The organism is Glutamicibacter sp. NPDC087673 (assembly GCF_044743255.1).
Lineage (GTDB): Bacteria > Actinomycetota > Actinomycetes > Actinomycetales > Micrococcaceae > Glutamicibacter.
Map to the genome: position 1 here is coordinate 490,322 of NZ_JBIUWB010000001.1, position 21,431 is coordinate 511,752.

At 63.1% G+C, this 21,431-nt stretch carries 22 protein-coding genes; 11 read left to right on the plus strand and 11 right to left on the minus strand.

The features are described 5' to 3' along the window. Nucleotides 1-437 precede the first annotated feature (437 nt). Nucleotides 438-1,226, minus strand: a complete 789-nt coding sequence (locus ACIOTL_RS02310; RefSeq protein ID WP_400341595.1) for an SDR family oxidoreductase — start codon at nucleotides 1,224-1,226, stop codon at nucleotides 438-440. A gap of 287 nt (nucleotides 1,227-1,513) precedes the next feature. On the opposite strand from ACIOTL_RS02310, the gene ACIOTL_RS02315 reads away from it, so the two are divergent. Both ACIOTL_RS02315 and ACIOTL_RS02320 read left to right on the plus strand, forming a co-directional pair. After that, nucleotides 1,514-2,092 carry a hypothetical protein gene (locus tag ACIOTL_RS02315; protein WP_105658949.1) on the plus strand — a complete coding sequence of 193 codons (579 nt, stop codon included), beginning with the start codon at nucleotides 1,514-1,516 and terminating at the stop codon, nucleotides 2,090-2,092. Next, nucleotides 2,089-3,675, plus strand: coding sequence for a GMC family oxidoreductase (locus ACIOTL_RS02320; protein ID WP_400341597.1), 1,587 nt, complete (start codon nucleotides 2,089-2,091; stop codon nucleotides 3,673-3,675). Before ACIOTL_RS02315 ends, ACIOTL_RS02320 begins: the two co-directional genes overlap by 4 nt. Nucleotides 3,676-3,692: 17 nt before the next feature. On the opposite strand, the gene ACIOTL_RS02325 is transcribed toward ACIOTL_RS02320, so the two are convergent. The 3 genes from ACIOTL_RS02325 to ACIOTL_RS02335 all read right to left on the minus strand — a co-directional run bounded on the left by ACIOTL_RS02325 (nucleotide 3,693) and on the right by ACIOTL_RS02335 (nucleotide 5,517). Then, nucleotides 3,693-4,493 carry an IclR family transcriptional regulator gene (locus ACIOTL_RS02325; RefSeq protein ID WP_105658947.1) on the minus strand — a complete coding sequence of 267 codons (801 nt, stop codon included), beginning with the start codon at nucleotides 4,491-4,493 and terminating at the stop codon, nucleotides 3,693-3,695. 95 nt (nucleotides 4,494-4,588) lie between these two features. Then, complete coding sequence (locus tag ACIOTL_RS02330; protein ID WP_105658946.1) at nucleotides 4,589-4,909, minus strand: putative quinol monooxygenase; 321 nt, start codon at nucleotides 4,907-4,909, stop codon at nucleotides 4,589-4,591. Between the two features lie 191 nt (nucleotides 4,910-5,100). Next, the gene (locus ACIOTL_RS02335) at nucleotides 5,101-5,517 is read right to left on the minus strand and encodes a cold shock domain-containing protein (RefSeq protein ID WP_400341599.1); all 417 of its coding nucleotides are present in this window, start codon (nucleotides 5,515-5,517) and stop codon (nucleotides 5,101-5,103) included. A 25-nt stretch (nucleotides 5,518-5,542) separates the two neighbouring features. Between ACIOTL_RS02335 and ACIOTL_RS02340 the strand changes: the two genes are divergently transcribed. Next, nucleotides 5,543-6,775, plus strand: a complete 1,233-nt coding sequence (locus ACIOTL_RS02340; protein WP_332488118.1) for a glutaminase — start codon at nucleotides 5,543-5,545, stop codon at nucleotides 6,773-6,775. A 10-nt stretch (nucleotides 6,776-6,785) separates the two neighbouring features. On the opposite strand, the gene ACIOTL_RS02345 is transcribed toward ACIOTL_RS02340, so the two are convergent. Next, on the minus strand, nucleotides 6,786-8,672 hold the full coding sequence (locus ACIOTL_RS02345) for a glycerophosphodiester phosphodiesterase (protein ID WP_105658943.1): 1,887 nt from the start codon (nucleotides 8,670-8,672) through the stop codon (nucleotides 6,786-6,788). Between the two features lie 177 nt (nucleotides 8,673-8,849). Here ACIOTL_RS02345 and ACIOTL_RS02350 point away from each other — a divergent pair, with 177 nt between their 5' ends. Continuing rightward, complete coding sequence (locus tag ACIOTL_RS02350) at nucleotides 8,850-9,110, plus strand: GlsB/YeaQ/YmgE family stress response membrane protein (RefSeq protein WP_400341600.1); 261 nt, start codon at nucleotides 8,850-8,852, stop codon at nucleotides 9,108-9,110. Between the two features lie 88 nt (nucleotides 9,111-9,198). Here the strand turns inward: ACIOTL_RS02350 and ACIOTL_RS02355 are convergent, their stop codons facing one another. Together ACIOTL_RS02355 and ACIOTL_RS02360 are read right to left on the minus strand one after the other, a co-directional pair. Beyond that, nucleotides 9,199-9,498: a hypothetical protein gene (locus tag ACIOTL_RS02355; protein WP_133833959.1), complete on the minus strand. Its 300-nt coding sequence runs from the start codon at nucleotides 9,496-9,498 to the stop codon at nucleotides 9,199-9,201. A gap of 284 nt (nucleotides 9,499-9,782) precedes the next feature. Continuing rightward, nucleotides 9,783-10,331 carry a MarR family winged helix-turn-helix transcriptional regulator gene (locus tag ACIOTL_RS02360; RefSeq protein WP_133833958.1) on the minus strand — a complete coding sequence of 183 codons (549 nt, stop codon included), beginning with the start codon at nucleotides 10,329-10,331 and terminating at the stop codon, nucleotides 9,783-9,785. A 207-nt stretch (nucleotides 10,332-10,538) separates the two neighbouring features. Here ACIOTL_RS02360 and ACIOTL_RS02365 point away from each other — a divergent pair, with 207 nt between their 5' ends. Together ACIOTL_RS02365 and ACIOTL_RS02370 are read left to right on the plus strand one after the other, a co-directional pair. Beyond that, nucleotides 10,539-10,982: a hypothetical protein gene (locus ACIOTL_RS02365; RefSeq protein ID WP_332488113.1), complete on the plus strand. Its 444-nt coding sequence runs from the start codon at nucleotides 10,539-10,541 to the stop codon at nucleotides 10,980-10,982. A 135-nt stretch (nucleotides 10,983-11,117) separates the two neighbouring features. After that, on the plus strand, nucleotides 11,118-11,600 hold the full coding sequence (locus ACIOTL_RS02370; RefSeq protein ID WP_400341602.1) for a hypothetical protein: 483 nt from the start codon (nucleotides 11,118-11,120) through the stop codon (nucleotides 11,598-11,600). A 645-nt stretch (nucleotides 11,601-12,245) separates the two neighbouring features. Here the strand turns inward: ACIOTL_RS02370 and ACIOTL_RS02375 are convergent. Together ACIOTL_RS02375 and ACIOTL_RS02380 are read right to left on the minus strand one after the other, a co-directional pair. After that, entirely contained in the window at nucleotides 12,246-12,749 is a 504-nt protein-coding gene (locus ACIOTL_RS02375) for a DUF3253 domain-containing protein (protein ID WP_105658963.1), read from the minus strand. Nucleotides 12,750-13,056: 307 nt separating this feature from the next. Beyond that, complete coding sequence (locus tag ACIOTL_RS02380) at nucleotides 13,057-13,557, minus strand: hypothetical protein (protein WP_105658936.1); 501 nt, start codon at nucleotides 13,555-13,557, stop codon at nucleotides 13,057-13,059. 282 nt (nucleotides 13,558-13,839) lie between these two features. Between ACIOTL_RS02380 and ACIOTL_RS02385 the strand changes: the two genes are divergently transcribed. Next, nucleotides 13,840-14,757, plus strand: coding sequence for an MsnO8 family LLM class oxidoreductase (locus ACIOTL_RS02385; RefSeq protein ID WP_400341604.1), 918 nt, complete (start codon nucleotides 13,840-13,842; stop codon nucleotides 14,755-14,757). A gap of 125 nt (nucleotides 14,758-14,882) precedes the next feature. Here the strand turns inward: ACIOTL_RS02385 and ACIOTL_RS02390 are convergent, their stop codons facing one another. Further along, entirely contained in the window at nucleotides 14,883-15,584 is a 702-nt protein-coding gene (locus ACIOTL_RS02390; RefSeq protein WP_332498852.1) for a FadR/GntR family transcriptional regulator, read from the minus strand. Between the two features lie 168 nt (nucleotides 15,585-15,752). Here ACIOTL_RS02390 and ACIOTL_RS02395 point away from each other — a divergent pair, with 168 nt between their 5' ends. Genes ACIOTL_RS02395 through ACIOTL_RS02410 form a run of 4 tightly spaced genes read left to right on the plus strand, consistent with a single transcriptional unit; the run spans nucleotide 15,753 to nucleotide 20,410 of the window. After that, a complete protein-coding gene (locus tag ACIOTL_RS02395) occupies nucleotides 15,753-17,201 on the plus strand; it encodes a four-carbon acid sugar kinase family protein (protein ID WP_400341606.1) in 1,449 nt (482 codons plus the stop codon). Between the two features lie 29 nt (nucleotides 17,202-17,230). Beyond that, nucleotides 17,231-18,124 (plus strand): NAD(P)-dependent oxidoreductase, encoded by an 894-nt coding sequence (locus tag ACIOTL_RS02400; RefSeq protein WP_400341608.1) that lies wholly within the window; start codon nucleotides 17,231-17,233, stop codon nucleotides 18,122-18,124. A 58-nt stretch (nucleotides 18,125-18,182) separates the two neighbouring features. Next, complete coding sequence (locus ACIOTL_RS02405; RefSeq protein ID WP_400341610.1) at nucleotides 18,183-19,562, plus strand: GntP family transporter; 1,380 nt, start codon at nucleotides 18,183-18,185, stop codon at nucleotides 19,560-19,562. A gap of 8 nt (nucleotides 19,563-19,570) precedes the next feature. Continuing rightward, nucleotides 19,571-20,410, plus strand: coding sequence for a class II fructose-bisphosphate aldolase (locus tag ACIOTL_RS02410; protein WP_400341612.1), 840 nt, complete (start codon nucleotides 19,571-19,573; stop codon nucleotides 20,408-20,410). A 61-nt stretch (nucleotides 20,411-20,471) separates the two neighbouring features. Here the strand turns inward: ACIOTL_RS02410 and ACIOTL_RS02415 are convergent, their stop codons facing one another. Further along, complete coding sequence (locus ACIOTL_RS02415; RefSeq protein WP_388025909.1) at nucleotides 20,472-21,404, minus strand: 2-dehydropantoate 2-reductase; 933 nt, start codon at nucleotides 21,402-21,404, stop codon at nucleotides 20,472-20,474. Nucleotides 21,405-21,431 lie beyond the last annotated feature (27 nt).

A 21,431-nucleotide genomic window follows, 5' to 3' on the forward strand; every position in this document is an offset into this window, starting at 1 on the left:
AGATTACCGGCAGCCGAGCTGATCGGCCATGCCGGAGATTCAACAAACCTGTATCTTCGGTTCAGATCCATTGGCTTCTTTTAAGTCCGCGAAATACGCTGGTCCGGCGCATGGCGCCCAAGAAGGAGAAGCTCTATTTCCGGGCGCTACCGTCTTCGGCGGCTCCTGACGGGCGTGGCTCACTGGCGTATTGCTCTTAGCTTCTTCCAACGACCTGGACACGCAGTTCAACTAGGCCGAAGACCCGCAGAATTTCGTCATCGTCAGGCACGGATCCCAAGAATGCGGACGTCGAAGGGCTGACTACCGCTTGCTTGAAGATGCGCAAATGCCTGGGCGGTGGGCACTGAGCCGGCCGCTTGCCGGCTCACCCAACAGCGAAGAGGTTCGCCGCGGAGCTACAGTGCTCCATGACGAACCTCGTCAATGCCCATGCGTCAGGAGAAGTTGATGCCGCCATCGATCAAGACAGTCTGGCCAGTCATGTGGTCCGAGTCCGGCCCTGCCAAATAACTCACCAGCTTGGCGACGTCCTCCGGCTCGGAAACACGGCCAGCCAGAATGTTGTCCACCTGCGCCTGCAGGGCACTGCCCCTCGGGGTTCCTTCACGCGCCGTGAGCCGCTCGTCAATCAAATCCCACATCGCGGTTCCCACCACGCCCGGCGCATAGGAATTGACGGTGATGTTGTGTTTGGCGAACTCCATGGCGGCCGCTTGGGTCAGTCCTCGCACCGCCCATTTGGTGGCCGAATACGAGGCGAGGATTGGAAACGGACGGAAAGCAACGATGGATGCCGCGCCAATGATTTTCCCGCCGCTGCCCTGCTCAATGAAGCGCTTGGCCGCCAGCTGGTAGGAATAGAAGACGCCTTTGATGTTCACGTCGAGCATGCGGTCCAACGCCTCGGGTTTCACGTCCAGGATCTCGTCAACCTGCGCAATGCCGGCGTTGGCCACGAACACCGTCAGGTCGCCCAAGGCTTCGGTGCCCTCCTTGATCATCCGTTCCACGTCTTCGGGGTTCGACACGTCTCCGGCTACCCCGACCGCACGGCGCCCGCGCTGCTGGACGGCGGCGATGACCTCATCCACGTTCTCCTGGGCTCCCGGGACATCGGCAACGATGATGTCCTGCCCATCATCAGCCAGGCGCTCGGCGATGGCCCTTCCAATCCCTCGTCCTGCTCCGGTGATGGGTGCGACCCCTGCGGTGGATCCTGCCATGGTGATTCCTCCTGTTAGATGCTGCTCGGACTTTGAAGCGGCCCCTTGGCCCGTCGAGTCTGCCCAGCTTGGGGCCCGCGCTCGCTCCGGGGATAGCTTCGTTCTCGCAGAGCGATAATGCCCGCAACGTGGCGCCGAGCGCGTTGCCGGGCCATTCTCACTAGCCGATAACGACGCTGGCAGCACTGTGACGTGTACTACATAATCCAAGTAAGGCTTCACTGCCGGTTTCCCTGCAGAATCAGCGCAGGAACTGACCTAACCGTCTAATAATCGAGGTGACAACAATGGTGTTCCCAGCAAAATATTCATCTCTCAACGCCCTGGAGCTCTCGGATGAGGCTCGGCGGATCTTGACCCGGATCATTCGGGTTTCGTTTCCGCACCCGCAGTTCCCGGATGGGCCCTACGAGCGCATGACAGAGAAAATCATCGAGGCTTCAGCCGAATCCAGCTGGTTCCGCATGGCTTTGGCCCAGGGCTTGATGACCCTCGATACGCTCAGCGAAGAGCATTTCCTGGATCTTCCCGATGACCGTGCACTGGCGGTGCTCAAGCGCATCGCGGATCTGGAGTTCTTCGCCTTCATCCGCCGCACCGTAGTCCTCAATTTCTACGATGACCCCGAAGTGCATCAGGCCCTGGGCTACGAAGGCGAATCCTTCTCCAAGGGCGGCTACGTGAACCGCGGTTTCAATGATCTGAATTGGTTGCCCGAACCGCGCATCGAGGAAAGCGGAGAGCCCGTACAAGACCAGGGCCCGCTTCCCTACGCCGTGAAAGCCTACGCACCGGAAACCAGCAGCAAGCCCGTGGACAACGTCCTGGGTGATTCAGGAATCCTCGAGGAAGGGACAACCCGATGAGCACCGAAGAGCAATCGGCAGTGCACGACCATGACGACGACTCGGTAGTTGTCGTCATCGGCTCCGGCGCCGGCGGCGGAACTTTGGCCCATGAGCTGGTTTCCAAGGGCGTCAAGGTGGTCATGCTGGAGGCCGGCCCGTATCTGAAGAATGAGGACTACCACCAAGACGAATGGGCCGCCTTCAACCAGATGGCTTGGCTGGATCCGCGGACCACCTCGGGGTCATGGCGCGTGGCCCGCGACTTCCCCAATCTGCCGGCCTGGATCGTCAAGGCGGTCGGAGGCACCACCACCCACTGGTCCGGGGCCACCCCGCGATTCAAGGCACATGAGTTCAAGGCGCGCAGCACCTACGGCCGGGTCGACGGGGCCAACCTGCTGGACTGGCCCATCACCCTGGACGATTTGGCACCGTACTACGACCGTGCCGAGCAGAAGATGGGCAGCACCCACCGCCACGGGCGTCCCGCGCTGCCGGCCAACAACAACTACAAGGTTTTTGCCAATGGAGCCCAGCGCCTGGGCTACCGCCAGTATGCCACAGGGCCCTACGCAACCAATGCCGAACCCTACGACGGCCGCCCAGCATCCATCCAGGATGGGTTCAACTTCCAGGGCGACAAGAACAAATCCAAATGGTCCACAATGGTCTCGGAAATCCCGAAGTCGCTGCGCACCGGCCTGCTGGATTTGCGTCCCGAATCGCATGCTGTTCAAGTTACCCATACTGCTGCCGGCAAGGTGGACGGAATCATCTACATAGATTCCGAAGGGAACCCGCAGCGCCAAAAAGCCCGCATCGTGGCGGTGGCCGGCAACGCCATTGAAACCCCTCGCTTGCTGATGCTGTCAGCTTCGCCGCTGTTCCCCGATGGATTGGCGAACTCCTCGGGCCAGCTGGGCCGCAACTACATGCGCCACACCACCGGCAGCGTCTATGCCAAGTTCGACCAGCCGGTGAACATGCACCGGGGCGAGACGATGGCCGGGCTGATTGCCGACGAATCCCGCCATGATCCGGATCGCGGATTCTGCGGTGGCTATTACATGGAAACCATCGCGTTGGGGCCGGCGTTCCTCGCCAGCTTCGTGGAGCCCGGCGGCTGGGGACCGGAATTCACTACGCTGCTGGACGACTACTTGAACACTGCGGGCATGTGGATTACCGGTGAGGATATGCCGCAGGAAAGCAATCGAATCACGCTGAACAACACGGTGAGCGACCGCTTGGGCCTGCCGGTGCCGAATGTCCACTTTGACGACCACTCCAATGACCTCGCCATGCGAACGCACGGCTACCAGCAGGGTTCACTGCTCTTCGAGGCAGTGGGCGCGCGGTCCACGCACCACACTCCCCCGTACCCGTCGACGCATAATCTCGGTACGGCGCGAATGAGCCAGCGTCCTGAAGACGGGGTGGTCAACGCTTTCGGCCAGGCCCATGATGTTGCGAATCTGTTCATCTCCGATGGCTCGCAATTCACCACTGGAGCCGCGGCCAACCCGACCTTGACCATCGTGGCGCTGGCCATCCGCCAGGCCGAGTACATCGTCGAGCAAATGGCCCAGGCCAAGTTGTAGGCTGTCCGGGCACCTCGTTAGTCGGCGCAAGCTGCGCCTAGCATCGAGGTGCCCCGCAGCGCGCGGCTCACCCGCGAAGCCACATCGCGCAGCAGGACGGAGACGTCTCGGTGGCGGGTCTGGAATTCGGCCGGGTCCATGGAAACTGCCACCGATCCGATGACTTGCCCGGCGCCCGTGGTTACCGGGGCGGCCATGCAGGAGGCGCCTCGGATGAATTCTTCGCGTTCGATGGCAATGCCGGTCTCGCGTACGGCGTCCAGTTCTGCGGCAAAGACCTGCGGATCGCAGATGGTCGCGGAGGTCATCCCGGGCATGCCGTGCTTGTCCAGGTAGGCGTGGCAGCGTTCGGCATCCATGGCCGCCAACAGCACTTTGCCGAAGGCGGTGGCATGGGCACCATTGTTGAACCCGAAGCCCATGGGGGTGATGCGCGGGCGCAGTGGCGACTCAACGACGTGGGCCACCACGATATCTTCTCCGCGGTGCACTGCGTAGTAGGCGGCGGCATCGGCCCGCACATGCAATTCGCGGATCAAGCGCGCCACCGAAGGCGGGGTGCCTACCTGCCGGCGCAGCGAGTTATCCAGGGCGTGAAGCTTGTAGCCCAGGGCATAGAGCCCTTCATCGCGCAGGTGGACCAGGTGGCCCGACAGGGTCAAGGTCTTGAGCAGGCGATAAACGGTAGGCAAGGGCATCTGCAGTTCTGCAGCGATCTCCTTGGCAGCCATACCCCGGTTATGCGCGGCCACCACGTCCAGCAAGGCGAATGCTTTTTGAACTGAAGCAAGGCCAGCTAGTGAATCGTTATATCCCATAACCCCATCTTGTCGAGGTGAGCTGGGAACTTCAATATGAGTCGCAGCTGCCGCTGGCCTTGCCCCAGCAATTTCAGGGTTCATCGCAAAAGTTGCTAGCTGATTTCCAATTCGCCCATGCGGTCCCAGGTATCGCCTTCGATCTGCCGGCTGACAATGCGCGGAGTTTCAACCAGGGCCGGCGCCATGTCGATCATGGCCTGCTTGAAGTGGTCGCTGCCCACGTGGTCTCCAGCTGCGTCGTCCTGGAAGGCTTCAACCAGAACGAATTCGTTGGGGTCTTCAAGGCTGCGCGACCAATCAAACCAAAGGTTGCCTGGTTCCGCACGGGTTGACTCGGTGAAACTGCGCACCAGATCCGGCCAGCGGTCTGAGCAATCCGGCTTGACTTTGAATTTAACGACAATAAAGTACACGATGACGTCCTTTCGGTAAGCAGCACATCCCTGCAGAAACAGGGCCTACTGCCAGTTTCCCCGGTGCCACGCGGCTGGGCCTATACGCATTATCGACAGGCGAGAATGCGGCAATCCCAAGAGGACAACAGTGTCCTGCAGCAGCCATCCTGTCCGAGACTCCAGGCGCGATAGTGGCAGTGAAATCCAAATCAGAGCAGCCTCAGCAGCGAGTGGTTGCCGGCCAGATCCTCATCGCCCATCACGGCATCCTTCGGCGGTCCCGCTTCAATCTTGTATTCGACTGATTGGCCTTCTTCGACGCTCATGAATCCGAAGCTCTGAATTGCACTGCAATGCGCGAAGGCATCGGCAAATCCGCCAGAAGGCTGGATGAATCCGAAAGTGCACGCATGATCAGCCTGCATTTCATGATCTCTCTCCTTATGATCGGGGCCAGCTTTCTGTCCCCATAGAAGTCGCCGCACGGCAAAGCCCTGCGCGGCTGAACGTCCCAGAATTCCAGCAACTTCTGCAGGCACTTTCTGACCGGCCGTAAGCATGGGTACACGGCATAGGGCGCTCTTGCCGATAGGGTGGGCCGTAACCGGAACAATGGCAGAATCCACCCGAGATCCAAGAGGAAATGGCACCATGAAGAATCCGATTCCCGATTACCTCCACGAAGTGCTCGATGCGCTGCGCGACGACACCTCCGGGCAGCGCGCCGGCTACATTCCCGAACTGGCCGACGCCAATCCGGATTTCTTCGCCCTGGCCGTGACCACCGCTATGGGCAGCACCTACAGCGCCGGGGATGCCGGGATCGAGTTCACCATCCAGTCCATCTCCAAGCCCTTCGCCTACGCGGCGGCCATCATGGACCGCGGGCTGGAGCATGTGCTGGAACATATCGGGGTGGAGCCTTCGGGCGAGGCCTTCAACGAGCTGTCGCTGGAGGATGGCACCAATCGGCCGAAGAACCCGATGATCAATGCCGGGGCGATCGCCGCCCACGGCCTGATGGTCGGCGCCGACGCCACCGGCGAGCAGCGCGTTGACCGGGCACTGGATTTGTTCTCCGCACTGGCCGGGCGCCGGCTGCGCATCGACGAAGCGGTCTTCAACTCGGAGCTGGGCACCGCGGACCACAACCTGTCCATGGCCCACATGCTGCGCAAGCACGGGATCATCGACGATGACCCGCATGAGGTGGTCACCGGCTACACCCGCCAGTGCTCCATCCTGGTCACCGTGGCGGATCTGTCGGCGATGGCCGCCACCTTGGCCAATGGCGGGGTGCAGCCGTGCACGCACGAGCGGATCATGGACGAGGCCACGGCCCGCCAGGTGATGTCGGTGATGGCGGTGGCCGGAATGTACGACGGGGCCGGCGACTGGCTGACCCGCGTCGGGATCCCCGCCAAGAGCGGGGTGGCCGGCGGGCTGGTGGGCGTGCTGCCGGACCAGGTGGGCATCGGCGCGTTCTCGCCGCGGCTGGATTCGCACGGCAACAGCCAGCGGGCGCGGCGGGCCTTCGAGCGGCTGTCCACGGACATGGGCATGCACCTGCTGGCCCCGAGCCATGGCCGGCTCGATGTCATCGACGTGCAGCGCGGCGGCACGCGCGAGACCTTCTCGCTGCAGGGCAACGTGCAGTTCACCGCTGCTGCCGAACTGCTCGATATCATGTCCGAGTCGCGTTTCGACGGAGACGTGCATGTGGATATTTCCCGGGTCTTCTCCTTCACCGATGTGGCCCGGCGAATGACCTTGGAAGGGCTGCGCCGGCTGCGCAATGAAGGGCGTCGGGTGTTCTTGCATGATCCGTTGCAGTCGCTGGCAAATCCGGATTTGGGCGATGGCACCTATCCGGAGACGCCCTGAGCGCCGGAATCTAGCGGAAGATGTCCAGGTACGCCAGCGCGGAACCCACCCGGTACTCCGCGGCGGGGTTGTTGGCCACCAGGTAGCGGTCCCGGATGGCCAGTTCCACGTTGTCGGTGACGATGCCGTCCACGCCGAGGCCCAGCAGCTCGCGGATGGTGGACTCGTCATTAACGGTCCAGGCATACACCTCCCGGTCCAGCGCGTGGGCCTGCTCCAGGAATTCGCGGGTGAAGGAGGCCTGCTCCAGGGTGTAGAAATCGGCGTTCGCCTTCGGCAGCCCGCCCACGCTCATGGCCACGGTCAGCCCGACCCGCAGCTCGGGGCGCTGCGCCTTGATTTCCTTGACTGCCCGGGGGCTGAGCGAATGGTAGATGTTCTGCGTGGTGGTCCCGGTCGCGTCCAGCTGCGCCAGGAAGCGCTCCAGGTAGCCCTTGGATTCGTGGCCGGTGACCTTCAGCTCCACGAGCACCGGGATGCCCAGCTCATCGGCGTGCTCCAGGTACTCCTGCATGGTGGGGATGCGGTCGGCGAAGCCGCCTTCGCGCACGGTGACCTTCCGGACTTCGGCCAGGGTCATCTCGTGGATGTTCCGGTTCACCCCGGCGACCACCAGCAGGTTGGTATCGTGGCTGGCTACGAAATGCCCGTCCGCGGTTTCCTGGAAATCGGCCTCGACGATGTCGGCCTGATGCGTTGCCGCGGCTTCCAGGGCTCCCAAGGTGTTTTCCACCCCGCCCGCCGAGTAGCCGCGGTGGGCCAGGATCTGCGCGTCCCCGGCTCCCGTTGCGGTCTGCCCCAAGGCAGGGGATGCGGCAAAGCTCGCTGAAAGCACCAAGGCCGCGGCCGCGGTCCCGGCGGTGGCCTTCAGTGCGCGCGACTGCGCGCTGCGATGCCGCTGCGAGCGCTCCTGCAGGGTGACGGGCAGTGCCAGGTGCTCGCGGCTCAGGGCCACCACAATCTGGATCGCCACCACGGTCGCGGCTCCGATCAGCAGGAAACCGAGCGTGTGTCCCACGCCGATGCACAGGGTCGCCACCAGCGCGGAGTTCTGCACGCCGAGCAGGCTGGCGGCCAGATCCGAGGTCCATACCAGCGCCTCGACCAGCAGCGAGGCGCACAGGGCGCAGACTCCCAGCGGGATCCCGATCAGCAGCAGGTAGCGCAGGCTGTTGCGGTGCGTGGCCTTCAGGCTGGTGCCCAAGGCAGCCAGCGGCCGCTTCGGCCCGACAGCCAGCAGCGGCAAGGTGAGCACCAGGCGGAGGTTGGCGTAGATGATCGCCCCGATCATCAGCAGGTAGATCCCCGTGCTCAGCGGCGCCTTGAGGTACTCGCGGGTCACGAAGGGCGGGATCCCCACACCCTGGATCAGCACCGAAGACAGGCCCAAGCCGCCCAGCGGCAGGGCGAGGAAAAAGTACACCATCATCAGCGGCGAGGGGTAGGACAGCATCCGGCCAAGGCAGGCGGCGGTCTCGCGGCACTCGGCCCGCAGGTTGGGAGGCTTCCCGGATTGCTGGCGGTTGACCATCACGATCAGTGCTACGAACTGCACGCTCACCGCGCCCAGTGCCAGCACCGCGATGGCCAGCAGGAGCAGCACCGAGACCGGATGGGCCAGCAGCACGGTGTAGGTCCGGTCGGTGACGTTGTTCAGCTTGCTGATTTCCAGCGCCAGGCCGAAGAGGTACTTGATCGCAGGGATGACCAGCAAGCCATTAGCTGCCTGCAAGGTGGTGATCACCGCCAGGTAGCGGAAAACGCGCACGTGCCCAAGCTTCAGCACGCGCAGGAGGAAACCGAGGATCTGCCTCAGGGCAGGCAGGCCGCGGCCCGAGGGCAGCGCAGCGGCAGGAAAGTTCTGCCTGTCCTTGCGCGATGAAATCCTTGGGTCCACTGCTTTGCTTTGCCTTCCCGCCCGCCGGGTACACCTCGGCTCTCCTTGCAATTCTATCGCCGCCACGTGCCGTTCGCTGTGCGCCTGCTGGATGGCAGCTGCGGGTAGCTTGCTGGACAAGGGGCGAGTGTCGCCGCCAACGGGCAAGACCCAATACGAACTAGTCGAGAAGAACCCATGGATATTTTAAGTTGGATCGTTTTGGGACTGATCGCCGGTGCTATTGCCAAGGCCATCAAACCCGGAGAGCAGGGCGGCGGACGGCTCGCTACTTTGCTGCTGGGCGTCGTCGGCGCAATCGTAGGTGGCTGGATCGGCTCAGCAGTCTTCGGCGAAGGCGTGGACCAGTTCTGGTCCCTGTCCAGCTGGGTCCTGGTCATTGGCGGTTCTCTGATCGTACTAGTCATTAGGGGATTGCTCACGCGCAAGCGTGCCTAACTGCACCTGCAGAGCAACGGTCCACCACGGAATAGTGGTGGACCGTTGCCGTGTCATGAAGTGCCTCTCGCATGCCTGCGCCGGTTGCTCACTGGCGAGAATCGGATTCAAAGTCCCGATCCCGAGCCGAATCAACCTCGGGGCCAGTGTCCGCTTCTCTGGTGGAAGACTCAAACTGTTCCAGTTCATCAGTACTGTGCTCGTGAATCGTCTCGCGTAGACCCTCGACTTCCTGGGCCCGTCCTTCCCAGTAGGCCGGCTCTAAGCCGAAGCCATTAGTCGCTTCTTCGGCCATCTTCTTGAAACCATCTCGATGGTCCTCCAGAGCGTTATTCAGATCCTCGAACTCAGCATGACTGACACTTACATCAACGTGCTTTCGTGGCATTTGCATCATCCTAACTTGTTAGAAAGGCTAAATACTTTCTGGTTTCGTCTAACTTACGCGTCCAAGTTGCCTGCGACAGCTTCCACAAGGTTTTCCTCAGAAACCTGTCTTCAGAAACACAGGAACTAGGCCCCTCGCGCGTCAGACGATCACTCAACTAGAGCACGTGGAGAATCAAAATCACTGAAGGAAACTAAACGGGCTACTATCCCTTGGTCGGTCTGCTAACTAGGGTATCGGTCAGATCTTCCAGCGTGGATAAAGCGGTGCTATGCGCTCTGCACCTACCGGGAAGACGCGGTGCTCTCCGCCATCTGAGATTTCCCCCTGGAAGGCTGGCTTGGCTCGTCCTCGATCTCGACGCTGCGGATCATGGCCTTCAGGAACTTGGCAACCGCAACCCTCTCGGCCTCGGAGAGCGTGCATACGGCATCCATCATCTGCTCATGCATCCGATGCAGCGTTCCTCGAACGTCCGTATCACTGTAGTCAGTGGGCACAATTCCCACAGACCGCCGATCTGCAGGATGCACAATACGCTCGGCATACCCATCGCGGCATAACCGGTCGATCAATACCGACACCGAAGCATTGGAGATCCCCAGTTCCTCAGCAAAATCCCGCTGGCGGGGAACCAACCCCTTACGGTGCGCAGCGAGCAGGAAGCGCAGCGCCGACATATCGGTCTCATTCATTCCCATCGAACCGCGGGTCGCAGCTCGCATCTTGCGCTCCGCCTCGCGGTACTTGCGCATCAGATTCAACAAATCCACCGCCTCGGGCACCGAACGGCCCTCGCCGTACCAATACCCACTGGCTTGATACCTACTCATGAAAACTCCTTCCGCCGGATGCGAACGCCATGCCCGCAACCCCTGGGGTTCCAATACCCTTCTTCGCGAGGTCCAGCTTGCTCAACACAGAAAAAATCATGTAACCTATCTAATAGTTAGCTTGTCTAAAGATATTCTACTACGAAACAGCTATCAGTACCGGAGTGAAAGATGAAAGAATCCTTAGCAGTTCCCGTAGAAACAACGATGCATGACACCAATTCGTGGACCACGCGAATCCACAAGATCGCCGCCTTCGCCTCTGAAGAGTGTCGGAGCCGGGACGCGGTGCATTCAGCAATATGCACCATTACCGGGTCCCCGGAGCAGCTGGTCGTGAATTTGGCCTGCACCGCGAAGAGTGAACGGGACGTATCCTCGCTGATGCAATATGTCAACGACACCCTCATGCCGCAGATGGAGACAGCGCTCGGTGTCCGATTCGAGGTGAAGAATCTGCAGTTCGCCGTCGCCGGCAAGGAGAGCCTGCTCGCAGCACCAGAGCACGCGCCCGAAGCTGGACTCCCAGCACATTGGCTCGATCAGCCTTCCACCGCACCTTCGCTGGCCCCCACCACTGGTTTAGGGTTCGAACCTACCAGTTTGGGAAGTGAATCAGATGGATCCCATGCAGATTTGAGCATGGCCTAGGATCTGCAGCACCCGCCGCACGCCAAGAGCGGCACCACCAAAACGACGGGACCTTTCCGAAGCGCATCTCACTGCGGAGAATTACGTCCACATCGATATTTTTCATGAGCAGTGCACGAAAGGGAAGTATCTAAAATGCCAGGTCGAATCGCACGAACCCGAACCGCAGTCAGAGTCGCTGATTTTCTCGCCACCCGTGAAGGCAAGTCCCACCTGTCCGACTACGGCTGGGCGCAGGGAATGCCGATCGTCATGACGCAGCCTGCCGAATCGCTCAACGATGCCATGGGCATGGCATCAATCCATGGCCGTGCAGTGCTGGTGGCCATGCTCGATCAGCAAAACGAAGAACTGCACATGATGCATGTCACCGTCCCCCAAGCAGCACTGAAAGTCACCAGGGCCTGCGCTGATCGACTCACCATGGAAGAGTTCTTCGAACGCCTGGCGACCGAGCTCATTGCTGAGTTCCGTGTGAAATTCTGGAAGAACACTGCCGTCGCCCACAAGATCCCAGCCTGCCCCGCTATGCAGTCGCGAACCACCTCACCGGCTCGATATCCTCTCCCGGAACGCTGCCACGCAGAAGCGCCCGTCGCGGCGGGCGCCAGCCAGTAAGCCCTTCAGCCCAGCGGTCCTGGCTCATTCTCATGGCTGGTCAATACCCATGTTGGGTTGGACCGCTAATGGGCCAGAACCGGGCTTCTTCTGGGGGCTAGTTGTTGGCCTCGGTCCTCTATCCAGGGTTGCGGATACCAGGATCCAGAACAGCCACTAAGCCACAACAAAGTGCACAAAGCGTGATGGCATTACCCATGAAGCGATGATGCTCCCCTTTCGTAGCCTTCGAACCGGGATCTTCTGCCTGCCAGTTCCCTTTCAATGACGCCTTTTCGTGAAAATCATTAAGAAATGCTCACCATCAGCACGTAAAGTTACCTGGGACGCAGCGTCCACTTCAGTCGACTGCCTCCTTTCGTTGGAACTTCGGCAGTTAAACATTTAAGGACGGATTCCAGGAGCTCAGCGAAAAAGTTCATCCCCTACCGAGTTATGCTCGATATTGACCGCGAAGACGACAGCTACTGCCTCTTTAAAGCGCTCCAGCATTACGGTCGATAGCTTAGCGACCACAGCCGGCTCATGGTCACCGAGCACGGCGTCTAGAGGGTCGACTCCTTGCCCGAAGCACTCCCTCTTCACCGGGCATGAAGACCTCGGTGCCAGCATATTCTCGGTTCTTCCCCTAGAGATCGGGCAATTTTATTCGCCTGGGTGTCGGCGTCTAATCCGAATTGGCCCTTTGACACCGTCAGCTTCCACGGGCTCGCCATTTTGAGTTGCAACGACTTCACCTTGCACGGCCAATGCCGCGGCAATCTGGCGCACTTGTCCCATGTACTTACGCCACCCTTCGTCCGGCCCGCCCACTATGCGTGCAACATCACTCGGGCAGATTGACGTGTTTGCCCTATGGCTCAGCAAGCTGCGAATGGTCGCGCGAATTCGCTCTCCCATTGAATCCGATTCCGGCTCCTCCCACCACGGCTGTCCACGTTCGCCCAGTGCGAGCTTGGCATTATTCACACGCTTGCTAGCGCCGATTTCGCCTTGCTTGACTGCCCGGCGGGCTGACATCAGCTCGTTGACCAGCTCTTGTCGTAATTTCGCAGGGATCGAGGGATCACTGGCTCTCCACCGCCGCCCCTTGATTATCAGGTAGCGCCCGTCGGTGGTGGTTTGTACTGGCTTCTCTGAAGGTGCCATCCTATACCCCATCTCCATTCAAAGTCCGACTCCCGAAGCGCACCGTCGCGCTGATCGCATCCTATGGCGAATGAGTCAACTACTAGAGAATTTGCTTTCTATAAATCGTCGAAAATTAACTTGATGAAGGGCAATTGCATTCGCGGACTGCCGCAGGGTTACAGCTGTTTGATAGCTGCAGGGCTTCGGCATTTTATCTTCGTGGCTAGTGCCAGATAGGCGCTGGCACTCCCCCGACCTCTGGGGATGCTCGCTTGGTTTCGGAGCACGCCAACTACTCATCAAATGCTTCCGATACCCGCTCCGATCATGGTTTGGCTGATGCCGGGTTCAATTTTTCCCCGAAGGCAGGGGTCGTTACGGCGCATTCCACGCGTTCGCCGGGCTTGCCGGTTTGCGCCGCGATCTCCTTTACCCCGTCGAGCAGGATCCGGCAGGTGGCGGTGCTGCCTGCGGCAGGCGTAGCCGCGATGGCTGCATCCTTTTCGGCCGTGATGACGCTCTGCGCAGTCCAGATTGATTCGCTGTTCTTGCCAGCACCGCTGGTCGTGGCCACCGCTTGCTCGGTCACTTCGGCCGAGTCTTCGCCGCGGCTGGGCGAGTCCAGGTAGGACACATCACTCAGCGCATCGGCGGCTTCCCCGCTCACGGTGATCTCGTAGGTCACCGCCCAGGCATCCGCAGTCGATTTGTCGAAGCTTTCAATGGCGCCGCATCCAGTCAGGCCCATGCCGAGGACAAGCGCTGCGGAACTGGCCGCCAGCCAGGTCGAAGTGCGGTTGGATGCTGAACGCGAAGTGCCGTGCATGGGATTCCTTTTCTCAGGTGGACGCAGCTGCTGCTTTCTCTACGTGTCAACACTAGTTCCGCGCGCCGGCGATGTCCTCCCGACCGGGAATGATATCCGTTGCCCCGCCTCCCCCTCAGGGTGGAGGCAAGGATCGCCAGCGCTCCCCCCTGCCTGCCGCGTCTTGGATGCCCCGCAGCCCTGCGCAACGCGGTAAGCTCACTGACTGGACCCTCGCCGTTGAAAGGACATGATCATGCAGCTGCAGCTTGCCCCGGAGAATCGCAAAGCAGGGCTGCCTGCATGAGGCTTTCCATACTTGACCAGGTCCCGCTCATCGAGCATGCCCCCACCGCAGGCCAGGCCTTGTCCAGCGGCCTGCAATTGGCTCAGGATGCGGAAGCGCTGGGCTACCACCGCATCTGGTTTGCCGAGCACCACCACTCGAAATCCTTCGCCAGTGCCGCCCCGGAAATGATGACCGCGCTGGCTTTGGAACGCACGGAGACCATTCGGGTCGGCACCGGTGCCATCTTGCTGCCGGACTACCAGGCGCAGAAGGTCTCCGAAGCCATGGGCCTGCTGGCCGCCGTGCACCCGGACCGGGTGGACATCGGTGTGGGCCGCGCTGCACTCTCGGACCCGCATTACGCGCAGAAGATTGCCACCCTGGTGCATGATCTGGACGCCGTCCACGAGCCCTCGGATACCGAACCGGCAGGCCGCGTCTGGGTACTGGGCGCCGGCGGTTCCACCGCGCCCTTGCCTGGAATGCTCGGGGCGGGCTACGTCCATGGGCACTTCCTGCGCCCTGCTGGCGGCGAGCCTGCCACCCGGGCCTACCGCGAGGCCGCGGCCAACGCAGGGCACGCCGCCCACACCGTGCTGGCCGTTCGCTTTGCCACCGCCTCAACCGAAGAGAAGGCGCAGGCCCTGGCCAATGCGCTCTTGCTCTGGCGCGTGCGCAAGGACCTCGGCCACGATGGACCGATCCCCTCGACGGCAACGGCGGCGAGCCACCCGTGGAATACGCAGGAACTGGCCCGTGCCGAGGAGCGCAGCAAGGCGCTGATCGTAGGCACCCCGGACCAGGTCCACGACCGGTTACTGGCCTTGGCCGAGGAGCACGGTGCCGACGAGCTGATGCTCAATACCTTGGTCTGCGACCCGGCAGACCGGTTGGATGCCTATCGCCTGCTCGCCGAGAGTTTCAACGCCTGAGCTCGGCTTCTGCGTCATTGCCATGCATCCCGGTCAGCTGCTCATGGCCCAGCACGCAGGGATGCACTCCGTATCCCTGGATACCGCGTTCCCGCCAGGGTGCCAAACGGCAATTGGCTGGGTGGCTATCGATTGAGCACGAAGGTGTTCAAATCATCCAGCGTTTGCTGCATGTGGTTGTCCATGGCTTGGCGTGCTTGGGAACTGTCGCGCCGCTGTAGCGCAACGAGGATCTGCTCGTGCTCGGCGATGGCGTGCTGCTGGATCTGCGCGAAGGCGCTGGTCTCGCGCCGCCGTGAGGAGAGCACTCGGCCCAGCGGCTCGTAGAGCGCCGAAACGAAAACATTGCCCGAGGCCCGCAGGATCACGTCGTGGAATTCCAGGTCCGCTTCGACAAAGCCGTCCAGATCGGCGGCCGCGTGTGCTGCGCGCATGGCTTCGAGCAGTTCTCCCATTGCTGCCAGCTGCTCCTCGGTGATCCGCGAGGCGGCCAGCTCGCAGGCGCCGGTTTCCAGCATGCGGCGCAACTCGATCAGCTGCACGGCAGCCGCCGCCGCCCCCACGCCGGCGGTTGTGGCGCGTACTACCGCCTCCAGCGAGTTCCACATGTTGACCGGATTCACATAGGTCCCGCGGCCCCGTTCGACGCGGATGATGTTCTGCGCCGCGAGTGTCTTGATCGCTTCGCGCACCGTCATCCGGCTGACTTCCAGGGTCTCGCAGAGTTCCAGCTCGCCAGGAATCAACTCGTCAACCGACAGTTCACCGCTGACTATGCGGTCCAAGACGCTGTCGGCGACCTCTACGACCAATGACTTCCGGGCCATGCTTCCTCCATCCCCGGGACAATTCATCCCGCCAAAGACTTGTCCAGTCTATGTCCCGCAGGCAGTTGCGGCTGACCGCGATCCATGTAACACTAATCGTCATGACAGATGTCTGACATCTTACCTATGATGCCGAGGCATTGCCCAATGACAAAGGAGTCCTTGACCATGCTTGAGTCCGAGTTGCTCGCCGGATACCTCCCGGAGCGCGAGATCGCGCCCGCGAAAATCGTCGAGGCCGCGCGCTCCACCGGCAGCGTGCTGGTGGTCCTGGATGACGACCCGACCGGAACCCAATCGGTCAGCAAACTTCCGGTGCTCACCAGCTGGGAAGTCGAGGACTTCCGCTGGGCCTTCGCCCTGCAGCTGGATGGCGAACGCCCGCTGGCCGTCTACGTGCTCACCAACACCCGCTCCCTGGACGCCGACGACGCCGCACTGCGCAATGAGCAGGTAGCCCGGGCCGCCTTGCAGGCAGCGGCGGAAACCGGCCTGTCGGTGTCCTTTGTCAGCCGTAGCGACTCCACCCTGCGCGGGCATTTCCCGCTGGAAACCGACACCTTGGCCGCCACCGTGGCCGCCGTGGATCCGGATTCCTCGGTGGATGCCGTGCTGATGGTTCCTGCTTTCGGCGAAGCCGGGCGGATCACCGTGGCCGGCGAGCACTACATGCGCACCATCGATGGCCAGGTCGCCAAGGTCAGCGAGACTGAGTTTGCCAAAGACGCCACCTTCGGATTCAGCACCAGCTATCTGCCGGACTACGTCGCCGAGAAGACCGCCGGGCGCATCGCGGCCAAGGACGTGATGGTCCTGGACTTGGACACCATCCGTTCCGGCGCTTCCTCCATCGCCACCCGCCTGGCCGAAGCTTCCAACGCACAGGTCGCCACCGCGGATATCGTCACGGAAAATGACCTGCTGGCCTTGTCCGAGGGCCTGCAGCAGGCCGAAGCGGCCGGAACCCGCGTGCTGTGCCGCGTGGGCCCGCCCTTCGTGCGTGCCCGCATCGGCCAGCAGCAACGGCAGCCATTGTCTGCCGAGGAGATCTACGCGGGCAACGGTGCCGAGCGGCGCACCGCCGGCGGGCTGATCGTGGTGGGCTCCCACGTGGGCGTGACCACCCGCCAGCTGGCCGACCTGACCAGCCGGCACTCGAATGCCACGGTGATCGAGCTGGACGTCCCGGAAATCCTCGCCGACGGCTCCGAGGCCTACCTGAAGGGCAAGGCCGCGCAGATCAGCGCCGCCCTGGCCACCCAGGATGTCATCGTGCACACCTCGCGCAAGCTGGTGAAAACCGATGACGCGGCGCAGTCGCTGGAGATCGCCCGCACCGTGAGCGCTGCGGTGGTTTCGGTCGTCAACCTGATCCTGCACGCCACTCCCCCGCGCTTCGTGATCGCCAAGGGCGGGATCACCTCCTCGGATGTCGCCGCCCATGGCCTGGAAATCCGCCATGCCATCGTGCGCGGGCCGATGCTCCCGGGCATTGTCTCGCTCTGGGAATCGGTGGACGGACCTGCCGCCGGCATCCCCTACATCGTCTTCGCCGGCAACGTGGGCGACGACAGCTCGCTGACCGCCGTCACCGCCAAGCTGAGCGCCACTTTCTAACCATTCTTTACAATTTCTTGGAGATCCCAATGAGCACTACCAAAGTTGCAGTCCTCGGCCTGGGCGCCATGGGCCTGCCCATGGCAACCCGCCTGGCCACCAAGCTGGAAGTCAACGGATTCGACATCTCGGCCGAACGCATGGCCCTGGCCAGCCAGTCGGGCATCACTACCTTCGCTTCCGCCCGCGAAGCGGTCACCGGCGCTGATGCACTGCTGCTGGCAGTACGCAACGGCGAGCAGCTGGATGCCGTGCTCTTCGGCGAGCAGGGCGTGGCCGGGCAGCTCAAAGCCGGCGCAGTGGTCATCCTGACCTCCACCGTTGGCCTGGAAGCGGTGCCCGCCACCGCCAAGCGCCTGGCCGAACTGGGCTTGGGCCTGGTGGACGCGCCGCTCTCCGGCGGCCCGGTGCGCGCCGGCGAAGGCGACCTGCTGATCGTGGTCGGAGCCGAGCCGGATCAGCTGGAGAAGGTCCGCCCGGTGCTGGAGCTGCTGGCCTCCACCCTGAGCATCGTGGGCGACAAGCCCGGCGATGGCCAGGCCCTGAAGACGGTGAACCAGCTGCTGTGCGGCGTGCACATCGCCGCGGCCGCGGAGGCCCTGGCCCTGGCGGACAAGCTCGGCCTGGACCAGGCCACCACCCTGGAAGCGCTGCAGGCCGGCGCCGCGAACTCCTTCATGCTCGGCAACCGCGGCCCGCGCATGCTCGAGGCCTACTCCGAGGACGGCGCCGAAGTGCTCTCGCGCCTGGACATCTTCGTCAAGGACATGGGCATCGTGACCTCCGCGGCCCGCTCCCTGCACCTGTCCACCCCGGTGGCCTCGGCGGCCGAACAGCTCTACCTGCTGGGCGAAGCCCACGAGCTGGCCGCGGCCGACGATTCCGCAGTCATCAAGGTCGTAGCCCCGAAGGCTGCCCAGTAAAGTCATCAGCGCGCGAGTTCGACACCCGCGCACCGCGTCAAAGGAGACGACACAACCCATGAGCCCGCTAATGCTGCTACTGATCGCAGTGGCCGGAGTAGCCCTGCTGCTGCTCGGCGTCATCAAGTTCAAGATGCCCGCCTTCATCGTCCTGCTGCTGGTCAGCATGCTCGTGGCCCTGGCCGCGGGCATCCCGATCCAGGAGGTGGCCGGCCTGGTGACCACTGGCATGGGCGGCACGCTGGGCACCGTGGCCGTGCTGGTGGGCCTGGGCGCGATGCTCGGCAAGGTCATTGAGATTTCCGGCGGAGCCCAGGTGCTTTCCACCCGCTTCACCGCGCTCTTCGGCCCGCGCCGGGTGATCGCCGCGCTGACCACCGCGGCCTTCCTGCTGGCCGTTCCGGTGTTCTTCGACGTGGGCTTCATCGTCCTGGTGCCGATCATCTACGGCTTCGCCAAGGCCCTGGGCGTCCCTCCGGTGAAGATCGGCCTGCCGGTGGGCGCAATCATGCTGGCCATCCACGTTGTGGTTCCGCCGCATCCGGGTGTCGTCGGCGGCGCAGAGATCCTCGGCGCCGATATCGGCTGGGCCACCATCCTGGGACTGGCGTTCTGCGCCCCGCTGGGCGTCTTGAGCTACTTCGTGGCCAAGCGCATCAACCGCCGCGAGATCACGATGCTTCCCGAAACCGCCGAGCAGTTCGAATCCTTCGGCGCTTCCGGAGCCGGCACCACCCTGGCCAAGACCAAGGCCCCGACCTCGTCCATGGTCATTTCGATGATCCTGCTGCCGATCGTGATGATCATGCTCGGCACCGTGGGTGGTTCGCTGGTGCCCGCGGAATCAACTGCCGCGAATATCCTGGGCTTTGTCGGATCCCCTGCTGTCGCGCTGCTGGTCACCGTGCTGGCGGCCTACTACCTGCTGGGCGTGCGCAGCGGCTGGAGCAGCGAGCAGACCGGCAAGGTCATGGACTCGGCCCTGGCCCCGGCGGCCATCGTGATCCTGGTGACCGGGGCCGGCGGCGTGTTCGGCAAGGTGCTCACCGAATCGGGCATCGGCACCGTGCTGGCGCAGTCGCTGTCCTCGGCAGGACTGCCGATCATCGTGATGGCCTTCATCCTGGCCGCCATCCTGCGCGCCTCGCAGGGTTCTGCCACGGTCGCGATCATCACCACCACCGGCCTGCTGGCCGCAGCGGTGGAAGCCGGCGGCTATTCCACCGTGCAGACCGCGCTGATCCTGGCCGCGGTGGGCTTCGGCGCCTTCGGCCTGAGCCACGTGAACGACTCGGGCTTCTGGATTGTCACCCGCTTCCTGGGCCTGTCCGTGGCCGAGGGACTGCGCACCTGGACCGTGCTGACCACGGTGCTGGGCGTGGCCGGATTCGCGCTCACCGCCATCACCTACGCCATCATCACCGCTGCAGGAGTGTAATCATCCCGATGCTCACCCCCATGAACCAGATGGTCGCCCAGGCCGTTGCCGCAGGGCATGCCGTCCCGGCTTTCACCTGCTACGACTTCACCACTGCACTAGCCGTGGTCGCCGAGGCCGAAGCCCAGGACTGCGCGGTCATTCTGAATGTCGCGCCGAAGTCCGCCGCCTCCACCGCGGGCCTGCGGCTGATCACGGCCCTGCGCACCCTGGGCGAGCAGGCCGCCGTTCCGGTAGCCATCCAGCTGGACCATGCCAGCGACGCGCAACTGATCGCCCGCGCCGTGCAGGCCGGCGCCACCGCGGTGCTGGCCGACGGCTCGGCCGGGACGCTGGAGGAGAATACCGCCTTCGTCCAGCAGGTGCGTTCGCTGATCGGTCCGGACGTAGTGCTGGAAGCCGAGCTGGGTGCCCTGCCGGGCAACGAGGACAAGGCCTTCGAGCAGAGCGCCTCCCAGCTGACCGATCCGGCGCAGGTGGCCCGGTTCGTCCAGGACAGCGGCGCGCAGCTGCTGGCCGTGGCCATCGGCAATGTCCACGGCCGCTACAAGGGCGAACCGAAGATCCATTGGGATGTGCTGGAAGCCATCAATGCCGAATCACCGGTACCGCTGGTGCTGCACGGGGCGTCGGGCATCGCGCCTGCGGACCTCTCGCGTTCCATTTCCTTCGGGGTGGGCAAGGTCAATTTGAACACCGAGCTGCGCACCGGGACCCTGGCCGCGCTGGCCGGGCAGCTGGACGCCCGGCGCGCCGATGGGCAGAACGTCCTGGGCCTGCTCGGCGACTGGGAGCGTGCGGTCACCGAGGTCGCTTCGGCGACGTTTGCCGCGCTGCGCGCCACCTAGCTTGCTGCCGTCGAAGGCCGCGGTACAGGGACTCTATGGTTCCGGCACCGCGGCCTTCGTCTTATCCGGCGGCGGAAGTGCCGGCACGGTCCAGCGATTGCTGGTGGGTGCGCAGCTGGAGCAGCGCGGCATCCAGCAGCGGGGCGGCCACACCCAGCTGCTGTGCCCGGGCGGCCAGATCCCCGATGATGTGCTCGGCCTCGACAGGAGTGCCGTGGCCCAGGTCGCGGTAGAGCGAGGCGGTGAACGAGCTGCCCGGCTCGGTCAGCAGCCCGATGGACTGCTCATGCCCCGCCTCGCTGACCGGATAACCGGCCGCGGACGCGATCCGTTCGCATTCGCCGACGGCTTCGCGGATCTTGGGCTCTCCCCCGGCGGCGAGGATATCGCCGATATTCCCGCGGAACAGGCAGGTGATCACCCCGGCCGCGGCGATGAAAGCCCACTTCTCCCAGAGCCGGGCGAGAACATCGTCGAGCACTCCAAGCTCGATGCCACCCACATCAAGAGCCTCGATGATCGGCTCGGGGATCTCCTGTCCGTGCAGACCGCCGAGACCCAGCTGGCACAGGCCGGTCAGTTGCTGGACGACTGCCTGCTCATCCAGCGTGGCAACGATCTTCACAATGCCGCCGAGCACCCGCCCGCCGAAGGCCTGCTCCAGGGCGTCGATATGGGCCATGCCGTTGAGCAGCGGCAGGATGCGGGTGCGATTTCCCATAGCGCCGGCCAGTTCCGGGATCAGCGAGGCCAGAGCCGGGGCTTTGACCGCGACGATCACCAGGTCGAAGGGCTCTTCACCCGCGATAGCGGTGACTGCCCGAACCGGCCAGGTACCTTGGGAATCCGGGGCGCTGAAGCGCAGTCCATGATCGGCAAGCTGGGCCTGGCGGCGTTCACGCACCAGAAAAGTCACGTCCCTTCCGGCCGCCAGCAGGCGTGCTCCCAGCGCGCCGCCGGTCGCACCGGCACCGGCAATCAGAATGCGGGTCATTTGCTCTTCCTTTCCAACAGGCAGCCG